The organism is Mesorhizobium sp. WSM4821, assembly GCF_055901555.1.
This window is the reverse complement of the sequence record NZ_CM148371.1, coordinates 5,165,087-5,187,766: the sequence shown is the minus strand read 5'-3', so window position 1 is coordinate 5,187,766 and position 22,680 is coordinate 5,165,087. Positions and strand designations below refer to the sequence as shown.

The window sequence follows — 22,680 nt, the reverse complement described above, 5'->3', positions numbered from 1 at the left end:
CCTCGCCGGTTTATGTAAAGCCGCATGAGCGATATGACTTCACGCCTCAGCGGCTGGATGGATTTCGCCAACCCGACACGGTTTGTAGGGTTGGCCGACAGGGTGGTGCCGTGGCTGGCCACGAGCGCCACACTCATCCTGGCGGCCGGGCTCTATATGAGCTTCACGGCGCCGGAGGATTTCCAGCAAGGCATCACCGTGCGCATCATGTATATCCATGTGCCCTTCGCCTGGCTGGCCATGATGTGTTTCACGCTGATGGCGATTTTCGCTTTGGGCACGCTGGTATGGCGCCATCCGCTGGCCGATGTCGCGCTGAAATCGGCGGCGCCGATCGGCGCCGTCTTTACAGCGCTCGCGCTGATCACCGGCTCGATCTGGGGCAAGCCGATGTGGGGCACCTGGTGGGTGTGGGACGCGCGGCTGACCTCGGTCTTCGTGTTGTTTTTGATGTATCTCGGCATCATCGCGCTGACGCGGGCACTCGACGACGCGGCACGTGCCGCCTGGGCCGCCGCAATCATCACCCTGGTCGGCTTCATCAACATCCCGATCATCAAGTTCTCGGTCGACTGGTGGAACACGCTGCATCAGCCGGCTTCGGTGTTCCGGCTCGGCGGACCGACCATCGATCCCAGCCTTCTGTGGCCGCTGCTGGTCATGGCCTTGGGCTTTACCATGCTGTTCTTCACGCTGCATCTGATGGCGATGCGCACTGAAATCCGGCGACGCCGTGTCATTTCCATGCGCCGCATCGCGGCGAGGCAGGCTAACTGACCTCTGCCGGGTTCCTTTCCCGCCCGTCTGTCCCGCCATGATCCCGAGAAATTCCGCACTCACCCCATGCGGCCGCGTGCCGCCACCGGCAGCGTTTCCAGCACCCGTTCTCCGGCGATCAGGTGGACCTCGTCGAACAGATTGGTGACCACGCAGCAATGGTCGGGCACGATGCGCACGCGCTCGCCGATACGCAGCCTGGCGTCGCCGGAAAGCGTGATGTTGCCGTGCTCCTCGCTGAGGCCGGTGACGATGGCGCCCGCAACGCCCAGCAATTCGCCGAAATCGGGCAGCCCCAGCGTGTCGCTGGACAAGGCCTTGCTGCCGGCATCGAGGATGGCCCGTGTCGGCGTCGGATGGCTGACCACGGTCGACAGCACTGTCAGCGCGCAATCGTCGAGGCTTCCTACGCCTTTGGCGACCTGGTAGCGGTCGAGATAGATGTAGGTGCCTGGGCGATACTCGGTCACGACGGAAGCTTCGCGCAAACGCCACATATCCGGTGTTCCGCCGCTGGAGATGCGTTCGCAGGCAAGGCCGGATGCGGCGAGCGCCTGGCGTGCATCGGCGAGCCATGTCTCGGCGGCGGCGGCGCGACCGGCCGCCGGATAGGTCATCAGCCCGCCGAAGGCGAGCCCCTTGGCCCTGTCGATCTCTCTGGCAAGCGCGGCCGCCTCGCTGGCCGACTGGACGCCGCAGCGGCCCATGCCGGTGTCGCATTCCACCAGCACCTGTAGCGGCTGGCCCGGATCGGTGAACGTGGCGGCGAGACCCTCAAGCGTTTCCATGCTGTCTGTTGTCACCGACAGCGCCACGCGACCGTGCAGCGCCTTGAGGCGCTCCAGCTTGGCTCTGCCCAGAATGTTGTAAGGGAGAAAAATGTCGGTGAGGCCGGCATTGGCCATCACCTCGGCTTCACCGATCTTCTGGCAGGTGATGCCGACGGCGCCCGCCGCGATCTGCTTCTTTGCCCAGTAGGGCAGTTTGTGGGTCTTGATGTGCGGCCTGAGCTTCAGCCCGTGGCGGTCGGCATGGGCCTGCGCCCGCGCGATGTTGGCTTCGGCGCGGTTGACATCGATCAGGATCGCCGGCGTATCGAGGTCATCTATGCTGCGCATGGGGTTGTCACCGTCAGGAATTCGTTCGAACTTATGGCCTTGATCGGACAGGATGTCATGAGGCCAGCTCAAGCAGTTTACGTCGACACCGGACCGGCGTTCGGCTATTTGCTGTAGCCGCCGCCTGAAGAAGGGATCACGATCATGAAACGCTCCGCCGTCAACGACATCATCCGCGATGCCGATGCCTTCATTCGCTCGTTCGGCTACATCATGCCGCCCTTCGCCTATTGGAGCCCGGAAGAGATGAAGGCGCGCCGGCAGGATTCGTCGGCCATCTTCTCCTCACGGCTGGGCTGGGACATCACCGACTACGGCCAGGGCAAGTTCGACGAGCTCGGCCTCTTCCTGTTCACAGTTCGCAACGGCCGCTACGAGGACATGAAGAAGGGCATGGGCATGCTCTATGCCGAGAAGATCATGATCTCGCGCAAGGACCAACTGTCGCCGATGCACCGCCACAACATCAAGGCCGAAGACATCATCAACCGTGGTGGCGGCAGACTGGTGCTGGAACTGTTCATGCACGATCGCGATGGCGGCATCGATCCGAAGGCCGAGGTATCGGTGCCTGTCGACGGAACCATCCACAGGCTGCCGGCGGGCGGGCTCCTGAAGCTCGACCCGGGCCAGAGCGTCACGCTTCTGCCGGGCGTCTGGCATGCCTTCTGGGCCGAGGGCAAGGACGTGCTGATCGGAGAGGTGTCGACCGTCAACGACGATCTCACCGACAATGTCTTCCGCGAACCCATTGGCCGCTTCGCCGACATCGACGAGGACGTCGCGCCGCTGCACCTGCTCGTGTCCGATTATGACAAGTGGGTGGGATAAGGCAGCCGCTTTTGGGCCTAACGGTCGTGCTTGTCGGCTCTGCGGTTGCCCAGTAGGAGCTTTCGCTCGAGATGGGCCTTGAGATCCCCGTAATAGGCTGTCAGGAACGGGCGGGCCTCATGCGCCTGCGGTGTTGAGCCGATCTTGCGCCCGATCGTTTCCGCCACCGTCCGCAGCGCGAAATAATCGTCGCGCCGCAGCACTTCCTCCAGCTTGTGCAGTTCGGCGATGCCATAGGCATCGAGCTGGGCGCTGCTGAACTGAAAGGCCTTGGCGACCGGATCCTGTCTTGCCGACAGATCCTCCATTAGCGCGCGCTTCGGCGCTTCGACGACCCAGGTTCCCGCCAGCAGGTCGCCGATCCGCATGCGGTCGCGATTGAAAAGCGGAAACAGGGAAAAGAGCAACGCCCACACCAGTCCGAAGACCGTCGTCAGCGTGTCGGCGACGCCGGTGCCGCCGCGCGCCGCGATGATCGACAGCGGCAGGAACACCTCGATCTCGCGCATCAGATTGCGAGCGATGACCTGATCGACCGACAGGCCGGCTCCATTGCGTGACGCCACCCTGATGCCGACGATCCGCTTGCCGGGCGTCGATGCGCGCCGGCCGGCCTCGAAGGCGATGAAATAGATGTTGCGCAGAAAGAACATCAGGATGATCCAGACGATGAAAAGCGGCTGCATTTCATCGGTGCCGAGGCCTCCCACCCCTAACAGAACGATGATCGTGACCACGATTGCAGCTGTGACGATGAACACGACATCGAGCAGGAAAGCGGCAGCCCGCGTGCCGGCGTCTGCCAGCTTTATCTGGAGATCGACGCCTTCAGGCGTGATCAGCGAGCGTGTCGTCGCCAGTGCTGTGCGTCTAGCGGTCGCCATTCCTCACCACCTGGAACAGGTAAAAATAGCCGATCCACAGCGCCAGCATGCCGCCGCCAATGGCATAGCGTGTGACATCGCTGGTGATCGTCTGCCTGCCAATGCCCTCGAGCAATCCGGCAAACAGCAGCATGACCGAAACGCCGACCATCGCGGTTGCCGCCACGCGCCCGGCATGGGCGGCCGCCGACATACGGGTCAACTCGCCGGGAAAGGCGATGCGCGTGCCGATGCGGATGCCGGCAGCGCCGGCCAGTGCGATGGCGAACAATTCGGTGGTGCCGTGAATGGCCAGCCAACCGCCGAGCTCCATGCCAAGCCCCTTTGCCCAGTAGACTTGGAACAGCGCGCCCAGCATGCAGCCGTTGAACAGCATCAGCACCACCGTCGGCACGGCGAAGGCAAAGCCAAGGGCAAAGGCCAGGATCGCGACCTGTACGTTGTGCGTGAAGAGATAGGCGGCAAAGCCCGATAGAAAGCCGTTGTCGCCACTATAGAGCATCCCGCGCAGCAGCTCGGCCGAAGCATCGGGGCCGCGCCCGGCGGCCAGCCCTGACGGGATGATCGCGTCGAACCAGCCCTTGTCGGACGCCACCAGCCAGGCGCCCGCGCCGATGCCGACAAACATCAACGCCACCGACACCAGCGTCTCGCGCCACAAATCGCGGATGGCACCGGGCCAATCGTACAGGAAGAAATCGCCAATGCGCTGCCGCAGTCCGCGGCGTACCCCATAGAGATAGAAGTAACCCCGCAGCGAGAGCGATTCGAGATAGGCGATCAGCGCGCTGTCGAGGGATGTCGCTCTCGCCACCGACAGGGAAGACAATGCAGACCGGTAGAGCAACGGCAGCGAGAGCAGCTCTTCTTCCGACAGCGTCCGCGGCGCGCGTTTCTCGACGCGGGCGAGAAGCGCCTCGAACGCCTTCCAGTCGGCCTCGCGCTCCCGACGGAAGCTGGCCAGCGACTGGCGTACGGCGTCGCCGCGTACAGCATCGCCGGGTACTGGCGCGCTCACAACAAATCCTCCCGCTTGAACTGCAGATAGCGCTCGACCAGCGCCGGCCCGAGCCTTTGATGGTCGGCTTCGATCACATGCGCGCCAAGCAGTCGCAACCGGCCGATGACGACCTGCCTTTCGCGCAAAAGCCCGCCGGCAACGACGGCGCGGGCGACATCCTCGCCGGACCGGGGCGGCATGTCGGCCAAGGTCTCCAACTCGACATCCCTCATCATCATGAACAGCACCAGATGCCGCTCCGTGAGCCGGCCGACGGTGCGCAGCATCAATTCCGCGCTGATCGGATCGACGAAATCGGTGAAGATGATCACCAGCGAGCGCCGGTCGAGCCGTGCGGCGAGCGTGGTCAGCGCCAGGGTGAAATTGGTCTCCTCGTTGGAATAGTCGATCTCCGCCGCCCGTTTCTGGATCATGGCGAAACTGGCGGAGCCGCGCACCGCGCCGCTTGAGACGCGCGGCCGGGCATCGAAACCGAACAGGCTGACCATGTCGCCGCCCCTGAGCGCAATGAACGCCGACAGCAAGGCGGCCGTCACTGCCCGGTCCACCTTCGGCACACCGTCGACCGGCTCGCACATCAGGCGTCCGCTGTCGATGGCCAGCACGATGTTGTTATTCTCCTCGATACGGAACTCGCGCGCCAGAAGCTTGCCGTGGCGGGCGCTGCGCTTCCAGTCGATCATCCGCCGGCCCATGCCCGGCTGATAATCCTTGAGCGCCTCGAATTCCCGGCCCTGGCCGGCCCGGCGCTGCGCGTGGCCGTCGGGCAAGGCCTCGCGCTGCAGCAACGTGATTGCTTGGTCGCGGGCGCTGCCGACGTCGGGCAACACCGCCACCTTGCCGTCCATCGGCAGCACGATCTGGTTCCAGACCAGTCCGAACGGCCCGCGCCAGCGCACCCACAGGCGATCGAAGCTGGCGATGCCGCGCCGAAACGCCTGAAACCGAATGTCGAGCGATCCGCCGTCGCTGGTCGGGGCCAAGGCGCCGCCGGTGCCTCCCACAGGCGCCAAGCGCTCATCATGACCGACGCGCGCCTCCAGGCTCCGCGGACGGCCAGAAAAACGCGCGGCGACACGGACGGTGAAATGCCCGCCGACGCCGACCTGCGGCGGCGCGTGGAGGCTGGCCGCCAGCGATGCCCGGCCGCGTCCTGCCGCGGCGTCCACCGCCAGGAAGGCGAGCAGCAGGCAGATCCACAGCAGTCCGAGATACCAGAGCGACGGCAGCGCCAGTGCGACCAGGAAGGCCGGCACCGCACCTGCCGCCGCCGCCCACACCGCTCGGCCGCTTGGATAGATCAACGTGGCGCTTCCGTCTGGTCGACAAGTTCGGAGACGATCTGCTCGACGAGGCGGCCATCGATCTGCGCGGCCGGTGACAGGATGACGCGATGGCGCAGCGCCGGCACCGCCAGCGCCTTGACGTCGTCGGGGATCACATAGGCGCGCCCGTCCAGCGCCGCCCGCGCCCTCGCCGCCCTGGCCAGCATGGCGCCCGCGCGTGGACTGGCACCAACCTCCAAATCGGCGCTTTCTCGGGTGGCGCGCACCAGCGCCGCGATGTAGCCGACGACGTCGTCGACAAGGGTTACGGAGCCGACGGTGGCAAGCGCGGCCTCCAGTGTCTTGCGGTCCGCCTGGGCCTTGATGCCGTATTGCGCGATGTCATGCGAGGCGGAGCCGCCGCCGTGATGAATGATGATGGCCCGTTCATCCTCGGGGCCGGGATAGCTGACCCGATGCTTGAACAGAAAACGGTCGAGTTGCGCTTCGGGCAGGGGATAGACACCCTGATGCTCGATGGGGTTCTGGGTGGCGACCACCATGAAGTTGCGGCCCAGCGAATGCGTGGTGCCGTCGAAGGTGACCGCATGCTCCTGCATCGCCTCCAGAAGTGCGGCCTGGGTCTTGGGCGGCGTGCGGTTGATCTCGTCGGCGAGCAGCAAATCGCAGAAGATCGGACCGCGCGTCAGCGTGAACTGTCCGGTCTGGAAATTGTAGATGTTCGATCCGACGATATCGCCGGGCATCAGGTCCGGGGTGAACTGGATGCGTCCGTAGGCGACACCCAGAGCCTGCGCGAAGCAACGCGCGGTCATTGTCTTGGCCGTGCCGGGAGGGCCCTCCAGCAGGATGTGCCCGCCTGCGAACAAGGCGGTCAGCATCAGGTCGACCGTATCGTGTTGCCCGGTGATCGCCTTGGCCACTTCTTCCCTGATCCGTGTCGCCAGGGCCTTTACATCATCGACGTTCACCGAGCCTCCTTGCCGTCCAATGGTGCAGCCGCTCCGCTGCCTCGTGCATCTGCGTCAGGTTCTTCGCCTCGCCGGCAGCTTGCGCCCGGGCGGTAAATCCGCTGGCCTCGTCCTTATCGCGAGAATCGAGCCAGTGGTCGAGCGCTTCTCCCTGCAGCCCCTGCGGCGCTCCCAGCAGCGCGCCGGCGCGCACCCGCATCAAGGCCGCGTAACGGCCGCCCAGTTCCTCGAGCCGTCCAGCGCGCCGCAACAGCATCGCCGTCGTATCCACCAGCGCGCGCTTGCCATAGACAATAGCGCGCAGTTCGGCGCGCGGTGGGCCGAAACGGCCGAGGCCGTGCAGGAACGCCAGTGCCGCCGCCGCCAGGATCGTCAGTGTCAGCGCCAGAAACGGCGGTTCGACCAGGAGCTTGGCAAGGTCATACTTTCGCGCCGCGCCATGCAGCGTGAGATCGAACATGACCGGACCGTTTTCGGGTTGCAGCAATGCAATCAGGTCGAGCGCGGCCGCCGCCTTGTCGGAATCCCCAAGCCCAGCGTTGTTGATCAGGTCAGGGTCGGTCAGGATATAAAACGGCTTCTCGTCGACTTCGCTGAGCACAGCCTTGTCGTTGCCGGCTGCTATCATTGGATACTCGTCCTGCACCCACTGCAAATCGTCAGGGGCGGCAATGAGCCGGCCCTCGATGTCGAGTTGCCGCGCCGTGCCTTGGCCGACGCCGATCTTTGCATTGGCGATCCGGCCGAGCCATTGGTTCACCACGGATTCTGGCAATCGCCCGAATTTCATCTTCCATCCTTCGTGCTCCTCCAGCGGCAATGTCTGCCATTTGGGCAGCACGAAGAGGGTATCCAGGTCCTGTCGAAGTTCGAGGATGTGGTCGAGCGCCGCGGGATCGCTCTCGGGCGAAATGGTGACGATCAGCAACATGTCGGTGCCGAGATCGTCCTCGGTTCGTGCCATGGCCGGCGTCTCGCCGGTGAGCCGCAACCATTCCGCCAGGCCGGCATAGCCGACGCCGCTTTTCGACAGCGGCGTGGTACCGCCGTTGCCGGGTTGCCGAAAGTCGGGAGCATAGGTGGACAGCAGAAAGAAACCCGCTGCCGCAAGCAGGCTGGCGAAAATACCCCAAAACAGCGTTCTTCGATTGAACGGTTCCTGTGCCGCTGGTTCGACCGCACTCATGTCCAGGCATCCCGGAAGACGAAACGCTCATAGGCGCCGCGCGCTTCCCGCCAGCCTTCGGCGCCGACTGGCCGGCGTGCGAACAATGCGGCTTCGACGATGCGTGCGATCTCGGTAAACGCGCTACGCGCTCGCGCCGGGATGGAGGGGGCAGCGGCGATGTCGCGCGCCGTGAGCGATGGACGCAGGAAGTCTGGCAGCCGGCCGGCTATGTCGGCGACGCTGCGGCGAAGCAGGAGATGAACCGCCTCGTCATAGTCACCTCGCGCGGCCAGCGCGTCGGCCTCCGACAGCAGGATCTGCGCGGCGCCGGCATCGGGGCGCCATGCTTCCTCCGCCTTGATCTCATGCTCGGCCCGCCGCCACGGCAAGCGCCAGGCGACACCTTTCAGCTCGAGGACAATCAGCAGCAGGATGATCGCGACACCTGATATCACCGCTCCCCAGAACAGATAGATCATGTAGGGACCGAGCCACGACAACAGGTCCGCCAACGGCTTCAGCCAATCAGGCGGCTGTGGTGGCACATAGGCCGGCAGGTCGAACTGGATCGACTTGTCCGCGATCAGCTGTTCATGCGCTTTTGCCAGCCATTCGGCTTCCGCTGTGCCCGGCTGTGCCACTGCCACCCGCTCCCTGCAACCTGTGGTTCCCCAGTCGACAGTGGCAATGCAGCAAGACAATTGCAAGCGGACTAGACGTCGACCTCCAATGTTGGCACATTAAATGCGGGGATCACCGGCGGTATTCGGTGATTAAGCGGGGGACGCATCATGGCTTCAGTAACACTGGAACGACCAGACAAGTTTCGCATCGGCAGGGTTTTCAACGACAGCTTTGCTGTCATCGGCCGCAATCCTCTTCTTTGCCTCGGGCTGGCAGTACTGTTTTCGGGATTGCCGGCGCTTGTTCTTCAGCTTTGGAATCAGGCACGCTTGGGGGACCTGACGCTTGGCGACCCGAATAACATCGCAAATCCTAGCACGTTGCTTCGTGATTCTTTGCTCTCGTTTGCTTTTGCCATGATCTACTTTGTGCTCTCGTTGTTGCTGCAATCAGCGCTTGTCAGAGCAACAATCGAAGACTTGAACGGCAAGCAACCGGCCCTTGGCGACTGCATTCAGATAGCTATCCGTTGTTTGCTGCCAACCTTGGGAATCGGGTTGCTCGTCGCTTTCGGCGCGGGCCTTGCTGCAATAGCCCTGCTGGTCCCCGGAATTATTTTATGGCTTGGCTGGTCGGTGGCGGTGCCGGTTCTGGTACAGGAGCGGCTCGGGGTGTTCGGCAGCATGTCGCGCAGTCGTGTCCTGACCAAAGGCAGCCGCTGGGCACTGTTCGGCCTCTTCCTCATACTTATCCTCGTCGGGATGGCCATCCAGTTGGTGCTCGGCACGGTAATTGCGCTCTTCGGCGGAATTATCGGAGCTGTCTTGGCCGCATTGGTGTCTACGGTTTGGTCGATGATGATGTCGATTGCCGCGGCGGTCAGCTATGTCGAACTGCGCGAGGTCAAGGAAGGTACCAGCGTCGACGAGCTGGCGGAGATATTCTCCTGACGGAGAGGGGTCCGCCCACATGCCCGCCTACCACATCATAAAGGAGGCGACATCCGCGTCGGAGACCTTGCCTGCGCTTACGTCGGTCATCGCCTGATCGACGATGGCCGCGCCCTTGGCGGCCTCGTCCTCGGTCAGCGTCAGCGGCGGCATGAATTCGAGCACATTGGCCTTCAGCCCGACATAGGTGAAGGCCGCACCCAGTTCGTAGCCGCGATAGATGATCTTGGCGGTCGTCGTCGCCGCGACAGGCTCGCGCGTCGAGCGGTCCCTGGCCAGGTCGACGCCGACGGCAAGGCCGCGCCCGCGCACGTCGCCGATGATCTCGTGTTTTGCGCTGAGCGCCCGCAGCGCATCCGAAAACAGCGTGCCGACGCGCGCCGAATGCAGGGCAGGCGGCGCTGTAGTGCCAGCGGGCAGCATTCCGGCGGCGATCTCCGTCATTATACGGGGAGAAGGTGCCGGCAGGCGGATGAGCGGCAGCGCGCACCTCAAGCGATTGCCCTGGACGTTCCTTCCGGCAGGGGTGACAGCGGCAGGCAAATGCCGTATACTGACATAAAGATGTCTTTATGTCGTGTAAGTGCGGCTGTCGTCTTGAGGATGAAAAATGTCGCAAAGCCCTTCATCGCTGGACGACCTTTTCGGCCCCGTCGCGGCCAAGCCCGACGGCTCGGAAGTGCTTGCGGCGCTGACGGCGGCGGCGCGCGAACGCATCCTCATCCTCGACGGCGCCATGGGCACGCAGATCCAGGGCCTGGGCTTCGACGAGAACCATTTCCGTGGCGACAAGTTCGCCGAGTGCGCCTGCCATCAGCAGGGCAACAACGACCTGCTGATCCTGACGCAGCCCAAGGCGATCGAAGAGATTCACTATCAATACGCCATATCAGGGGCTGACATCCTTGAAACCAACACCTTCTCCTCGACCGCCATCGCCCAGGCTGATTACGGCATGGAGGACGCGGTCTACGCGCTGAACCGCGATGGCGCGCGGCTGGTGCGCAGGGCGGCGCTGAGGGCCGAGCAGGAGGACGGCAAGCGTCGTTTCGTCGCCGGGGCGCTGGGGCCGACCAACCGCACCGCCTCGATGTCGCCGGACGTCAACAATCCCGGCTACCGTGCCGTGACGTTCGACGAGTTGCGCCTCGCCTATGGCGAGCAGCTGCGCGGTCTCATCGACGGCGGCGCCGACATCATCCTGATCGAGACCATTTTTGATACGCTGAACGCAAAGGCGGCGATCTTCGCCGCAGAAGAGATCTTCATCGAGAAGGATGTGCACCTGCCGGTGATGATCTCCGGCACGATCACCGACCTGTCCGGCCGCACGCTGTCCGGCCAGACGCCGACGGCTTTCTGGCATTCGGTCCGTCACGCCAACCCGTTCACCATAGGCCTCAATTGCGCGCTTGGCGCCAAGGCCATGCGCGCGCATCTGGACGAAATATCAGGCGTCGCCGACACTTTTACCTGCGCCTATCCGAATGCCGGCCTGCCCAATGAATTCGGCCGCTATGACGAGAGCCCGGAATTCATGGCCGCGCAGATCGAGGAGTTCGCGCGCGACGGACTGGTCAATGTCGTCGGCGGCTGCTGCGGCTCGACGCCCGACCACATCCGCGCCATCGCCCAGGCGGTGAAGAAATATCCGCCGCGCGCGGTTCCCCATATCGAACCGAAGATGCGCCTGTCCGGCCTCGAGCCGTTCACGCTGACCGACGAGATTCCGTTCGTCAATGTCGGCGAGCGCACCAATGTCACCGGCTCGGCAAAATTCAGGAAGCTGATCACCGCCGGCGACTATGTCGCCGCGCTCGACGTCGCGCGCGACCAGGTCGCCAACGGCGCGCAGATCATCGACATCAACATGGACGAAGGCCTGATCGATTCGAACAAGGCGATGGTGGAATACCTCAACCTGATCGCCGCCGAGCCTGATATCGCCCGCGTCCCCGTGATGATCGACAGTTCCAAATGGGAGATCATCGAAGCCGGCCTGAAATGCGTGCAGGGAAAGCCGCTGGTGAACTCCATTTCGATGAAGGAGGGCGAGGAGGCCTTCCTGCACCATGCGAAGCTCGTCCGCGCCTACGGCGCGGCGGTGGTGGTCATGGCCTTCGACGAGGACGGCCAGGCCGACACGCAGGCGCGCAAGGTCGAGATCTGCACCCGCGCCTACAAGCTGTTGACCGAGCAGGCCGCGTTCCCGCCCGAGGACATCGTTTTCGATCCCAACGTCTTTGCCATCGCCACCGGCATCGAGGAGCACAACAATTACGGCGTCGACTTCATCGAAGCCGCACGGCGGATCACCGCGACGCTGCCCCATGTCCACATATCGGGCGGCGTGTCGAACCTGTCCTTCTCGTTTCGCGGCAACGAGCCGGTGCGCGAGGCCATGCATGCCGTGTTCCTCTACCACGCCATCCAGGCCGGCATGGACATGGGCATCGTCAATGCCGGACAGCTTGCCGTCTACGACACCATCGATCCGGAACTGCGCGAAGCCTGCGAGGATGTCGTCAACAACCGTCAGCCGAAGGGTGGCGGCACCGCGACCGAACGCCTGTTGGAACTCGCCGAACGCTTCAAGGGCACGGCCGGCAAGGAGGCGCAGGAACGTGATCTCGCCTGGCGTGACTGGCCGGTCGAGCAGCGCATTTCGCACGCACTGGTCAACGGCATCACCGAATTCATCGACGCGGACACGGACGAGGCGCGACTTGCCGCCGAACGCCCGCTGCATGTCATCGAAGGCCCCTTGATGGCAGGCATGAATGTTGTCGGCGATCTGTTCGGCGCGGGAAAAATGTTCCTGCCACAGGTGGTGAAGTCCGCCCGCGTCATGAAACAGGCCGTCGCAGGACTATTGCCGCACATGGAGGCGGAGAAGCTGGCGAATGCCGCCAATGGCATCGACACTGGCGAGCGCCAGACCGCCGGCAAGATCCTGATGGCGACGGTGAAGGGCGATGTCCACGACATCGGCAAGAACATCGTCGGCGTGGTTCTGGCCTGCAACAATTACGAGATCATCGACCTCGGCGTCATGGTGCCGGCGGCGAAGATCCTGCAGACGGCGCGCGAGCAACAGGTCGACATCATCGGCCTGTCCGGCCTGATCACGCCCTCACTCGACGAGATGGCGCACATGGCCGCCGAAATGGAGCGCGAAGGGTTTGACATTCCGCTGTTGATCGGCGGCGCGACGACCAGCCGCGTGCATACGGCGGTAAAAATCCATCCGCGCTATATCAGGGGCCAGACGGTCTATGTCGCCGATGCCAGCCGCGCGGTCGGCGTGGTCTCGTCGCTGCTGTCGAACGAGACCAGGGGCGGCTATGTCGACAACGTTCGCGCCGAATACAAGAAGGTCGCCGATGCGCATGCACGCAGCGAAGCCGACAAGCTGCGCCTGCCGCTGGCCAAGGCGCGGGCCAACGCCCACAGGATCGACTGGTCGGCCTACGAGCCGCCGAAGCCCTCATTCCTCGGCCAGAAAGTCTTCGAAGGCTGGGATCTGGCCGAACTCGCCCGCTATATCGACTGGACGCCGTTCTTCCAGACCTGGGAGCTGAAGGGGCGTTACCCCAAAATCCTCGAGGACGAAGCGCAAGGGCCGGCGGCACGCCAGCTCTTCGATGATGCGCAGGCAATGCTGGCCAAGGTCATTGCCGAAAAATGGTTCGCGCCGAAGGGCGTCATCGGCTTCTGGCCGGCCAACGCCGTCGGCGACGATATCAGGCTGTTCGCGGACGACAAGCGCTCGCGGGAACTGGCGACCTTCTTCACGCTGCGCCAGCAACTGACCAAGCGCGACGGCAAGGCGAACGTCGCGCTGTCGGATTTCGTCGCGCCCCTGGACAGCGGCAAGGCCGACTATCTCGGCGGCTTCATCGTCACCGCCGGCATCGAGGAAGCGGCGATCGCCGAGCGTTTCGAGCGGGCGAACGACGATTATTCGTCGATCATGGTCAAGGCGCTGGCCGACCGCTTCGCCGAGGCCTTTGCCGAGCGCATGCACGAGAAGGTGCGCAAGGAATTCTGGGCCTATGCGCCGGACGAGAACCTGGCGCCGGACGAGTTGATCGGCGAACCCTATCGCGGCATCCGCCCGGCGCCCGGCTATCCCGCGCAGCCCGATCACACCGAGAAAGCGACGCTGTTCCGCCTGCTCGACGGCGAGCGCAATGCCGGCGTCAGCCTGACCGAAAGTTTCGCGATGTGGCCGGGCTCCTCCGTCTCCGGCATCTATTTGTCGCATCCTGAAAGCTATTATTTCGGCGTGGCCAAGGTCGAACGCGACCAGGTCGAGGACTATGCGCGGCGCAAGGGCATGCCGCGCGCCGAGGTCGAGCGCTGGCTCGGGCCTATACTCAACTATGTGCCGGGGCAGGGGCTGGATGCAGCTGCGTAGGGCCGCGCGTCATGCAGCCGTTTCCGGAAGAGCTGATGACCATGTGGAAGATCGGTCGCGATGTCGGCAACCGAGAAACAACCGTCCCGATTTGGTCGACCTCGTGAGGGATGACCTGTTCGACTTATAGGAAGATGGACAAACAGGGGTCCCGGAAGGCAGCACGGCGTATCAAATGAAACCGTGCTGCCCATGTGTTCAGTGATTCCAAATCACCCGGCGGGCCTATAAGTGCTGGCAGCCTTGTTGGCAGCCGCGAGCACGGCTTTCATATCAAGTTCCTCAAGAACGACGAGATCGGTCACCGAGCCGCTTGCCCGCACCGCTAGGGTTAAACCCATCCCAGCAGATTGGTCCGGAACCTCACCGTTGATGACAATGTCATAGATGCCTCGAGTAAACATCATGCTGGCCACTTTGCCGCCGACGCTTTCAAAAAGCGCCTTGATGGCAGCTTCCCGGTCTGAGCCCTGCATCAATCCTTTAGCAGCATGGGGTGCGTAGTTTGCCAATACAGTCACTTTCATGGGGCATTCCTCCAATTTTTATTGTTTCGTGAGGCGAAAAATATTTGAACAACACGAGAATTATTTCTCTTTTTATTAATTACAGGGGCACGTGGAGGCCCGCTGCATCGTCAATATGCGCCTAGGCTAATATAATGACAATCCCAGTCGGGCAGATCTATACGCCCGACACGGGGCCGAAAGCATACGGCAAGGCCAAGGGTGGTCGCATCCCGAAAGCTGTTATTTCGGCGTCGCCAAGATCGAACGCGACCAGGTCGAGGACTATGCACGGCGCAAAGGCATGCCGCTGGCCGAGGTCGAGCGCTGGCTCGGGCCGTTTGTCAACTATGTGCCGGGGCAGGGGCTTGATGCGGCTGCGTGAAGGCGGGAATCACGCTGCGAGACTGCTAGGGCGAGAAGCCGGCGCCTCAATGACAGCAGCTTTGCCCCGGCTGCACGCTCGCCCAACACAGACCTGACGAACTGATCGACCGCCTTGGCCAGGCCGTATTCGAAAGCTCTAATTTGAGGTATGCTTATTTTCGGCAAAGAGGCGGGGGGTCTCTGGCATGATTGATTCAGAAGTGTTCGACTTTGTCGAACGCTGCAGGAAACACACAGCAACAGGGCCGCTTCTGGGCGACCTTCTTGAAACCGTGAAAGATCTCGGCTTCGAGCATCTTATCCTGAGCGGGGTTCCGCTCAGTGGTCAGAAACTTGCGCCGATGGTTGAACTGAACGGCTGGCCCGTGGGCTGGTTCGAGCGCTATGTCGAAGCCGAGCATGCGGCTGTCGACGGCGTTTGCATTTATTCGGCGAAGACCCTGAAGCCATTCTTCTGGGCCGATGTTCCCGCAAAATGGTCCGACACGGACGACTCCCGACGCGTGGCCGGCGAAGCGACGGAGTTCGGCATATCGAGCGGCTTTGCGGTGCCGATGCTCAGCGTCCACCATTGGCAATCCGTGCTGTCGTTTGCCTCTGCCGCAAAGTCCTGCACTCTTTCGCCGCGCCAGCAGGTGCAACTGGTGACGATGGCGGTTTATGCCGGCATGTCGATCCAGGCTTTGTCAAATGACGGTGACGGCGATGAAGGCCTGCTGACCGATCGGGAGAGGGAAGTGCTTTTGTGGGCCGCGGCCGGCAAGACCTCGTCGGAAACGTCCCAGATCCTCGGTCTGACCGAACGCACCGTCAAATGGCATTCCACAAGAGCCCGTGAAGCTTTTGGTGTTGGCACGACCACGCAAGCGGTGGTCGAAGCGGTGCGCCGGCGTTTGATCCATCCCTAACGCGTCAACTGTCCCATCGGACAGGTGACGTATCTTAGCGCGGCTGCGACTATCCCATCCGAGAACGATCGGGGGATCGCGCCATGATAACGGCTCACGTAATCAATGCGCATAACAAGCATCTCTATGAAAACGAATTCGACGAGTTTTTGCGCCGGCGTCACGATTTCTTCGTGCACCAGAAACATTGGCGCCCTCCGAGCCCGGATGGTCGCGAGCTAGATCAATTCGATACGGATGCGGCGACGTATCTGCTCGGTATCGAAGACGGTCGCGTGGTGACTTCGGCTCGATTGATCCCAACGAGCGAGCCGCACATGGTCTCGGAGGTTTTTTCTCACATGTGCGAAAGATCGGGCGTCCCCCGGCGTCCCGACTGGGCCGAATGGACGCGCACCTTCGTCGTTCCCGACAAGCGCTCGACCGGGTTGCGAGGCACGCTGACGCAACTGTGCTGCGCGGTGATGGAATATGCTCTCGACGAAGGCCTCAGCGCGGTGGGCGGTGTCCAGGAGACGTATTTCATGCCCCACCATGGCGCGCTCAAATGGCGTGCCGAGCCGATGGGCATGGCGAGGGAAGAAAATGGCGAATGGTACATTGTCGCTTACATCGAGGTGAATGAGGCAGCGCTGGCGAGTGTGCGGAAGATACTGGGAATTGAGCATTCGTTGCTGGTTAGGCGTGGGGTCCAGATGCCATTTCTGGAATATGCTGAAAAACCGTTGGCAGTCGCGTACAACGTATGCTGACTTGAGCAACACAGAAAAGGGAAGCGACCGCGAGCAGGTCCGAAAGTACCTGCCGGTTATCGTCCAGGCGCTCTCGAAGAGCTGACGGAATTCCAGCGGAGGGCGCCTCGGAAACGGAGCGCCCTTTATCTTTCGGTCATTTTTAGAGACAGATGAATATAACCAGCCGGGCCATCGGAGGTTGCTAAGTGCTTGAAATTGCTTGGCTGGGGAACCTGGACCATAATCCAACATTTTTTAAGGCCTTGTAATCATATAAATATCTGTAGTTATTGACGTTTTTGGCCGATAGTTGTAACACATTGCTGTAACACACAGCCCTTCCATGTGGAGCAATCATGGCTCGTTTAAGCTACCTTCTACGGCGCGGAGCATCCTATTATGCCCGCGCCCGCGTTCCCCTCGACGTTGTCGACATCGTCGGCAAGAAAGAGCTTGTGAAGGCGCTTGGCACCAAGGACGAGCAGGAAGCCAAACGTCGCCTCTGGCCTGTGGTTGAAGCATGGAACCGGCATTTCGATGACGTGCGCGCCCGCCGGGCCATCACGCCTGACGACATGGCCGATGCAACGTGGCAGCATTACACCGGCGCCCTGCAACGCGATGAGCAGAGGCGAGCGGCTATGCCGACGCAAGCCCAGATCGACGCAGCGGCCGAACGCGTGGGAATGGACGCGATTAAATCCGGCGCGCATAACGCCGGACCTATCGCCGCCATCAATGCCATGACCGAAGTCGAGATCCTCGCCAATCAGGTGGCATGGGACGCCCGCCGGCGCGCGGCCCGATTGAAGCGTTTGCGCGCCGATCTTGTGACTGGCGACATGTCGCTCGTCGGTCACGATGTCGACGCCTATATCGACCAAAACAAGCTCATCATCGACCCGTCGTCGCCGGAACGTGCCGACCTTGCCAGACGTATGATGCGGGCCGAGATCGAAGCTCTTGAGGGCACCCTGAAACGTGACCAGGGCGACTATACACACACGCCGGCAGACCCGATCGTAAAGCCGGCCACCGGCACGGCGCGCGAGCAAGCCGCGCCCGGCGAGAAGATCATGGAGCTTTTCGAGCAATACGCTCGCGAAAATCCGAACGGCGTCAAGGCCGACACGCTCAATCAGGCCCGGCGCGACATCGGCACCTTTGTTGATCATGTCGGCAGCACTTGTCCGGTTCATAGGATCGACAAGAGGGCCGCTCGCGAATGGAAGTCGCTCTTGATCAAGTATCCCGTCAAGGCGAGCGAAAGCAAAGCCTTCGCCGGCATGCGCCTTGCGCAGATCGTCCAGCACAACGAGACGGTAGGGAAGCCAACAATTACACCGCGCACCGTCAACAGATATCTCGCGGGCTTCAGCGCCTTCTGTAGCTGGTTGGTCAATCACGGCTACCTCGACGCCAATCCCGTCGCCGACATGTTCCTTGCCAAGGAAAAGCGGAAGAAAAAGCCCGTCTTTACGGTCGACCAGATGAACACGCTTTTCAAATCGCCGCTGTTCACCGGCTGCCAAAACGATGAAGCGCCTCGCTTCTGGGCTGTTCCGGGCAATATCGTCATCCGCGATCATCGCTATTGGGTGCCGCTGGTCATGGCGTATTCCGGTGCACGACCGGGAGAGATCGCGCAGCTTGCCGTTACTGATGTTCGACAGCAACACGGCCATTGGATCATGCATGTTACCGAAGAGGGCGACGGCGACGACAAGAGCACCAAGAACGAAGGCTCTATGCGTGTCGTGCCGATTCACCCGGAACTGATCAAGCTTGGCTTCATCGAATATCGCACGGACATCGAAAAGACCGGCGAGACCCGGCTATTCCCGCTTGCTGAGCGTAACGAGCGTGGCCAGATGATTGCTGACTTCTCGCGCGAGTTTCCCCGATATCTCGAACGCATCGGCTTGAAGGTCGGTCGCGGCTTGTCGCTCTACAGCTTCCGGCACGGCGCAACCGACGCGCTTCGCCGCGCCGGCTACCTTGATGAACAATTTGGTTTCATCCTTGGACACGCTAGCGGTAGCACGACCGGCCGCTACGGCATCCTGCCGCAAGGCATGTTGCAACAGCGTGTCGACCTGGTGAACTCAATCCAGTATCCAAAGCTCGACCTGTCGCATTTGACAGCAACGCAAATTTGAGAGGAGGAACGATTGGCGTCACGTCCAAGGATTACTTACCGGCGCGCGGGTGGCGATGTTTCACATGCCGACCGCTTTCTGAAGCTGGGTGTAATGCCGACATTTCAGTGACTTAGCTGTAAAACAGGTCCATTTTCGACCACAGATTATCCAATGAAGTCAATACGCCTGTAAAACCTTTGAGGCCGTCACGGTGCCGCCGCTGATACTCTGGTCGGGACACTTCGGATTCCTTAGCAATGGCGAAATTCTCTAGACATTCAACCCAACGGTCTCATGCTCTCCTGGGGAGAGGGCGTGGACAAGAACCGATATCACAATCGGTCGGATCGGCGGCGCGGGCGTTCGAGGCTCGCCACGGCGCAGGGGAGCTGGCGGGCAGCCGATCCGGCTGGCGAACCAGCAAGTCTTTACCTTCCGAGATCGTGTGGCGATGCAAGCCGCCGGTGACCCGCGGTATAAAGGGAGAACCAGCCACACTGGCGAGCGCATCGGCGGCCATGTCCCAAGGCAGCAGCACTATCGGGAAACTCGTATAGGCGTATTAAAGAGCGAGCGGTGGTTCTGCAGCGAAGCAGGCCGCCGGCTGGGCAGGAGCAGGCGTTGAGGGCGAGCCATGGATAATAACCCCGTTGTTACATCCGGAATCATTGAAGACGCCTTCTTGATATCGTGCCTCGTTCTTGCGCTTCAAAATGTCGAGCAAGCAATCAGCAGAAATCCGGAAAGCGATATTTTTCTGGATGATTTGCAGACCAGCATCGAAAGCATGCTCCTTAAGAGGCTTCTCGCCACGGCTGGCATGATTCGAAACGTGGTGTTTGAAAAGTATCCTATTGAGACAAGAAGCGACGAATGGCGGATGCTCGCGGAAAGGGAGGTTGGGCTGCTTTTGACGGATGGCAACGAAACCACCCTATACTTTCGGGACAGCTGCAACAAAATTCTACATCATCGCAGCTATGGCTTCCCGGCATCAACTCAGCTGGCTGGTCTTTCCCTGAAAGACTGCGCACAATTCTCCGGAACCCGGCAAAAGAGCGAGTGGCACGCAATTGTCAACCTGCACCAGTTTGCGTCGACTGCTTACATGTGCGCCGACATAGGGAGCAGAGCCTGAGTCATGCACAGCTGAGGCATTGCGTTAGCGCTTCACCTGCGTCTTGATATCTCGCGAGAGTTGAAACCGAAATCATTTCGATTTTCACCTAGCCAGTTGGGCGGGCAAAGAGCTGGGCCCTGGCTCGGCGGTCCAGTGGTGCTAGCAGCCTCGTGGAACGCAGGGCCGCTAAGGAGCGCGCGCAAGGCAAACGAAAAGTAGAAGCATTTCGCCACATCCCTCGCGACATAACCCATAAGTCGATCGCTATAAATCAGATCAAGCAGCGCGTTGATGCTGTGAGACTGAGAGAGAAGATCGATGGTTAAGCAAACAACACTTAGGCCTTACTCAGAAACAAGGCTGGCTAAATTCGTCGAAAGACGAATTCTAGAGCTGAAGCCGCGCAAGACGCAGTCGCTCATCTCGAGAGAGGCCGGCTTTGCACAACATAACATGCTGACGAACATTAAGACCGGCAGCAGCAAACTGCCGCTCGATCGCGTTCCCGCCCTAGCTAGCGCGCTCGAATGTGACCCAGTTCTGCTTTTCCAGATGGCCCTTGAGCAGCTCGGTGGCGAAACCACCGAACTAGCGATCCGTAAAATTTTCGGAACTCTGGCTACACAAAATGAGACCGCATGGCTGGAGGAAATCCGCAGGGCGTCCAACTACTCAGACCCAAGCCTGACGTCGAGGGCCAGGGCTGCGCTGCGCGGGATCTTCGGCAAATGAAGGGGGCTCGGATTGATCGATCGACGGCCCCACATCCGAGCATAGCGGAGACAGCGATCACGCCAAATGAAATCGCATGGATCGAATTCATCAGGTCCGTCAGTGGCGATACGGACCCCCCGCCGACGTTGGATCGCGTTCAGCGACTTCGCCAAATTTTTCAGAGTCGAGCAGCTGATCGATGAGCAAAAAGCCTTACTTCAACCCACGGTGGCTCGGCGCTTCCATCCCTAAGAAACATTGGCATTTTCATAGGCAGCTCTGGCGCCGATACAGCATTGTCCTCCAGCCTGGCGAGTTCTCCGACATGGTTCGGGATATCAAATCCGGCTACGCCAAGGAGATCGAAAAGCGATCGAAAAGGACGTCCATCTACTCCGTCAGAATCGATCGCCTTGGCGAACGGATCTACGTTCTGTTCGACGGTAAGCACATCATTACGGCATGGCCGCCAGAGAAACGGCTGAATGAGAAGCGACGCCGAATGCGGGAATGGGAAGACTGATGGGTCGATCGATTATGGCGATCGGCCGATGTCCAGTTTCCAGGTGACCTCGGACATCGATCTGCCGGCCGAGCACGACGCAGGATGCGCCAGAATCTGCGGTTGGCGCGAGTGCGGTTGAATGACCGGAGGCGGATCTCATTCAAGCCGTTCGGCGAGTGCCGATATCCGGAGCAGCCGCAACACATCATCACCGAGACTGGTGTCGGCTATCGCCTTCGGACGACGGACTGACGATCTTTCGCCGGGCTCGTCGTCCAGCCAGCCCAAGGACCAGCACTAGGCTGTTCACTGCCAGAGCGGCGAGCAGACCGAGCGCCGCCGCGGGCAGATGAGCCCTTTCCCCACCATCACCAAGACTGCAGGCCGGTTCATTTGGCGTATTCCGCAAAGCAACGAAAAGAGCCAGCAGCCTTCTCACTTGGGATACTGTGCGTCGCTCACATGTTCCAGCCACTCGACGGCCTTGCCGTCCAGTGCCTCGGCAACGGCAACATGCGTCATGCCGGCCGTGCGACCGGCACCATGCCAGTGCTTCACGCCGGGCGGGATCCAAACAACATCGCCGGGCTCGATCTCTTCAACCAGCTTTCCCCATTGTTGGACAAGGCCCTTGCCGGCGGTGACGATCAGCGTCTGGCCTAAGGGGTGGGTATGCCACGCGGTTCTGGCACCGGCCTCGAAATGAACCGTTCCGCCGCCGACGCGCGCCGGCTCGTCAGCCTTGAACGATGACTCAATTCTAACCGAGCCGGTAAAGTGATCTGACGATCCCGTCGTTGCCTTGGCGGGATCATATTTCTGCACCCGGATTGCTGCGCCGGAAGACCCGCCGGCGGCCTGCTCCGCGAAGCCCGTGCGCAAGGCAGGCATCGCTGCCATCGCCTTCGGCCACCCTGCATAGAAGGCCAGGTGGGTGGGAACCTCAGCGATTTCCGTCTGCGTCAGGCCATTGTCCAGCGCTTGCTTGACCTGGAATGGCAACTGGTCAACGTCCCCTGAAGCGAGAAGCGCGGCTATGGTGGCAAGACTGCGATCCCGCTCGGAAAGGCCCGGCCGGCGCCAAAGATCGCCAAACAGCACCCGATTGGTGTAGGCCGCCAGTGCGGGAGCCACCGGCGCCACCGTGTCGTCAACAGTAGCGGCTCGCGCCGCTTCGGCGGCGGCGTTGGGCTCAAGTGGTTCGGCCGTGCTTGCCTCAACTTCGCCGATGCCGCGCCGGTCGAACACGTCCTTTGTCGCCTGAACTGCGGAAATTGCGTTCGGCCAGCCCGAGTAGAAGGCGAGATGGGTGATGATCTCGCCAATCTCCCCTGGCGTGACTCTGTTGTCCAGCGCCCGGCTGACATGTCCGCCCACCTGCGCGATGCGACCTGAGGCGATCAGCGCCGATACCGTAACAATGCTCCGGTCCCGGGGCGCGAGCTCCTTACGCAGCCAGACATCGCCGAACAGGAGATTGTCGGTGTAGTCCCCAAGACCGGGTGCTACGACATAGACGTCCGGGGGTGCAATCCGACCTGCAGGACGTTCCTGTGCGTCTGCGGCCGAGGCCGCGAGTGTTGCCGCCACCAAGGAGGCTGAAAGGCTTTTCATG

The 22,680-nt window shown here is 61.7% G+C and carries 20 protein-coding genes and 2 pseudogenes; 12 read left to right on the top strand and 10 right to left on the bottom strand.

What is annotated here, in order from left to right; genetic code table 11:
- The first annotated feature begins 24 nt into the window (after window positions 1-24).
- A complete protein-coding gene (locus AC0NID_RS25310; RefSeq protein ID WP_473452811.1) occupies window positions 25-777 on the top strand; it encodes a heme ABC transporter permease in 753 nt (250 codons plus the stop codon).
- Between the two features lie 59 nt (window positions 778-836).
- On the opposite strand, the gene AC0NID_RS25305 is transcribed toward AC0NID_RS25310, so the two are convergent.
- Entirely contained in the window at window positions 837-1,895 is a 1,059-nt protein-coding gene (locus AC0NID_RS25305) for a D-TA family PLP-dependent enzyme (protein ID WP_473452814.1), read from the bottom strand.
- A 144-nt stretch (window positions 1,896-2,039) separates the two neighbouring features.
- On the opposite strand from AC0NID_RS25305, the gene AC0NID_RS25300 reads away from it, so the two are divergent.
- Window positions 2,040-2,726 (top strand): D-lyxose/D-mannose family sugar isomerase, encoded by a 687-nt coding sequence (locus AC0NID_RS25300; RefSeq protein ID WP_473452816.1) that lies wholly within the window; start codon window positions 2,040-2,042, stop codon window positions 2,724-2,726.
- 17 nt (window positions 2,727-2,743) lie between these two features.
- Here AC0NID_RS25300 and AC0NID_RS25295 read toward each other — a convergent pair whose 3' ends face one another.
- Genes AC0NID_RS25295 through AC0NID_RS25270 form a run of 6 tightly spaced genes read right to left on the bottom strand, consistent with a single transcriptional unit; the run spans window position 2,744 to window position 8,697 of the window.
- Complete coding sequence (locus AC0NID_RS25295) at window positions 2,744-3,610, bottom strand: RDD family protein (RefSeq protein WP_473452818.1); 867 nt, start codon at window positions 3,608-3,610, stop codon at window positions 2,744-2,746.
- Window positions 3,597-4,628, bottom strand: a complete 1,032-nt coding sequence (locus AC0NID_RS25290) for a stage II sporulation protein M (RefSeq protein ID WP_473452819.1) — start codon at window positions 4,626-4,628, stop codon at window positions 3,597-3,599. The genes AC0NID_RS25295 and AC0NID_RS25290 overlap by 14 nt, the downstream gene beginning before the upstream one ends.
- Window positions 4,625-5,935: a DUF58 domain-containing protein gene (locus tag AC0NID_RS25285; protein ID WP_473452821.1), complete on the bottom strand. Its 1,311-nt coding sequence runs from the start codon at window positions 5,933-5,935 to the stop codon at window positions 4,625-4,627. The genes AC0NID_RS25290 and AC0NID_RS25285 overlap by 4 nt, the downstream gene beginning before the upstream one ends.
- On the bottom strand, window positions 5,932-6,888 hold the full coding sequence (locus AC0NID_RS25280; protein WP_473452823.1) for an AAA family ATPase: 957 nt from the start codon (window positions 6,886-6,888) through the stop codon (window positions 5,932-5,934). The genes AC0NID_RS25285 and AC0NID_RS25280 overlap by 4 nt, the downstream gene beginning before the upstream one ends.
- Window positions 6,875-8,074, bottom strand: coding sequence for a DUF4350 domain-containing protein (locus AC0NID_RS25275; RefSeq protein WP_473452825.1), 1,200 nt, complete (start codon window positions 8,072-8,074; stop codon window positions 6,875-6,877). The genes AC0NID_RS25280 and AC0NID_RS25275 overlap by 14 nt, the downstream gene beginning before the upstream one ends.
- Complete coding sequence (locus tag AC0NID_RS25270) at window positions 8,071-8,697, bottom strand: DUF4129 domain-containing protein (RefSeq protein WP_473452826.1); 627 nt, start codon at window positions 8,695-8,697, stop codon at window positions 8,071-8,073. The genes AC0NID_RS25275 and AC0NID_RS25270 overlap by 4 nt, the downstream gene beginning before the upstream one ends.
- A 150-nt stretch (window positions 8,698-8,847) precedes the next feature.
- Here AC0NID_RS25270 and AC0NID_RS25265 point away from each other — a divergent pair, with 150 nt between their 5' ends.
- Window positions 8,848-9,630, top strand: coding sequence for a hypothetical protein (locus AC0NID_RS25265; protein WP_473452828.1), 783 nt, complete (start codon window positions 8,848-8,850; stop codon window positions 9,628-9,630).
- 27 nt (window positions 9,631-9,657) lie between these two features.
- Here the strand turns inward: AC0NID_RS25265 and AC0NID_RS25260 are convergent, their stop codons facing one another.
- Window positions 9,658-10,053, bottom strand: coding sequence for an aminotransferase class III-fold pyridoxal phosphate-dependent enzyme (locus AC0NID_RS25260; RefSeq protein WP_473452830.1), 396 nt, complete (start codon window positions 10,051-10,053; stop codon window positions 9,658-9,660).
- 187 nt (window positions 10,054-10,240) lie between these two features.
- On the opposite strand from AC0NID_RS25260, the gene metH reads away from it, so the two are divergent.
- Window positions 10,241-14,050: a methionine synthase gene (gene metH, locus AC0NID_RS25255; protein ID WP_473452832.1), complete on the top strand. Its 3,810-nt coding sequence runs from the start codon at window positions 10,241-10,243 to the stop codon at window positions 14,048-14,050.
- A 212-nt stretch (window positions 14,051-14,262) separates the two neighbouring features.
- On the opposite strand, the gene AC0NID_RS25250 is transcribed toward metH, so the two are convergent.
- Window positions 14,263-14,577: a GYD domain-containing protein gene (locus AC0NID_RS25250; RefSeq protein WP_473452834.1), complete on the bottom strand. Its 315-nt coding sequence runs from the start codon at window positions 14,575-14,577 to the stop codon at window positions 14,263-14,265.
- 205 nt (window positions 14,578-14,782) lie between these two features.
- Here AC0NID_RS25250 and AC0NID_RS25245 point away from each other — a divergent pair.
- The 8 genes and pseudogenes from AC0NID_RS25245 to AC0NID_RS25210 form a co-directional block, all read left to right on the top strand.
- Window positions 14,783-14,941 (top strand): annotated as a pseudogene (locus AC0NID_RS25245) (vitamin B12 dependent-methionine synthase activation domain-containing protein); the annotation flags it as partial.
- A gap of 187 nt (window positions 14,942-15,128) precedes the next feature.
- Entirely contained in the window at window positions 15,129-15,851 is a 723-nt protein-coding gene (locus AC0NID_RS25240; RefSeq protein WP_473452836.1) for a LuxR family transcriptional regulator, read from the top strand.
- A gap of 83 nt (window positions 15,852-15,934) precedes the next feature.
- A complete protein-coding gene (locus tag AC0NID_RS25235) occupies window positions 15,935-16,603 on the top strand; it encodes an acyl-homoserine-lactone synthase (RefSeq protein ID WP_473452837.1) in 669 nt (222 codons plus the stop codon).
- 338 nt (window positions 16,604-16,941) lie between these two features.
- Window positions 16,942-17,073, top strand: a pseudogene (locus AC0NID_RS25230) (DUF6538 domain-containing protein); the annotation flags it as partial.
- A gap of 453 nt (window positions 17,074-17,526) precedes the next feature.
- Entirely contained in the window at window positions 17,527-18,744 is a 1,218-nt protein-coding gene (locus tag AC0NID_RS25225; protein WP_473562931.1) for a site-specific integrase, read from the top strand.
- Between the two features lie 616 nt (window positions 18,745-19,360).
- The gene (locus tag AC0NID_RS25220) at window positions 19,361-19,864 is read left to right on the top strand and encodes a hypothetical protein (protein WP_473452839.1); all 504 of its coding nucleotides are present in this window, start codon (window positions 19,361-19,363) and stop codon (window positions 19,862-19,864) included.
- A gap of 300 nt (window positions 19,865-20,164) precedes the next feature.
- Window positions 20,165-20,578: an XRE family transcriptional regulator gene (locus AC0NID_RS25215; protein WP_473452841.1), complete on the top strand. Its 414-nt coding sequence runs from the start codon at window positions 20,165-20,167 to the stop codon at window positions 20,576-20,578.
- A 181-nt stretch (window positions 20,579-20,759) separates the two neighbouring features.
- Complete coding sequence (locus AC0NID_RS25210) at window positions 20,760-21,083, top strand: hypothetical protein (protein ID WP_473452843.1); 324 nt, start codon at window positions 20,760-20,762, stop codon at window positions 21,081-21,083.
- A gap of 417 nt (window positions 21,084-21,500) precedes the next feature.
- On the opposite strand, the gene AC0NID_RS25205 is transcribed toward AC0NID_RS25210, so the two are convergent.
- Complete coding sequence (locus tag AC0NID_RS25205; protein WP_473452845.1) at window positions 21,501-22,679, bottom strand: (R)-mandelonitrile lyase; 1,179 nt, start codon at window positions 22,677-22,679, stop codon at window positions 21,501-21,503.
- Window position 22,680 lies beyond the last annotated feature (1 nt).